Below are 744 nucleotides of genomic sequence, written 5' to 3' on the forward strand. Positions count from 1 at the left end.
AGCCTGTACTGACCCCAATCGACCGGCACGGAGACCGTTGCGTCGCCGTCGGCGTTGAGGTCGACCTGGCCGTTGGCGATCGACTTGGTGAAGGTAACCGGCTCGTAATTCCACGAATTGTTGGAGCGGTACCACTGGTAATTGCGTTCGACCTTGACCAGCGTCCATTGCGCGCCTTTCAGCGCCTCACGCTTGCCGTCGGGATCGACGGCGATCAGGCTGAACTTGGCCGTGCCGCCCTGCGGCACTTCATTGTCGGCGAAATCCGGACGAATGCCGATCATATGGCCCTGCGGGCGGATGCCGATGTTGAGCGAGCGCTCGATGGCGCGGCCGCCGGTTTCACGCATCCTGACCGTCACCTTGGCGTCGACCAGCTTGGTGGTCGAGGGCAGTTGGTCGACGGAGACCGGGAAGGTCACCTTGCCGTCATCGCCAACCACCGGCAGATCGGCGAGGGGGGTGACCGTGGGTTCGGCCGACTGCTCGTCGGCGAGACCGAAGGAAAAGCCCTGGAAACGGTCCCAGTCGCGCGACGTCGACAGCGTCAGCTCGCCTTCCAGCGCCAGGCCTGCTGCCGGCGCGCCATAGAGGAAGCGGCCGTCAATGTCGATGTTGGCGGTTTCGCCCTGGGCGATTTCCTGCTTGTCGGCCTTCATGTCGAATTCGATGCGATCCGGCACGAAATCCTCGACCAGGAACATCTGGCTGGCCACCGCGGGCTGCTTGGGATCGGTGTAGATC

The 744-nt window shown here is 63.7% G+C and carries 1 pseudogene; it reads right to left on the bottom strand.

Annotated features, from left to right (window positions below):
• Nucleotides 1-744 (bottom strand): annotated as a pseudogene (locus tag EN925_RS38250) (hypothetical protein); the annotation flags it as partial.

The sequence above is a fragment of the Mesorhizobium sp. M7A.F.Ca.US.006.04.2.1 genome (assembly GCF_004022915.1).
In the GTDB taxonomy this organism is placed as follows: domain Bacteria; phylum Pseudomonadota; class Alphaproteobacteria; order Rhizobiales; family Rhizobiaceae; genus Mesorhizobium; species Mesorhizobium ciceri.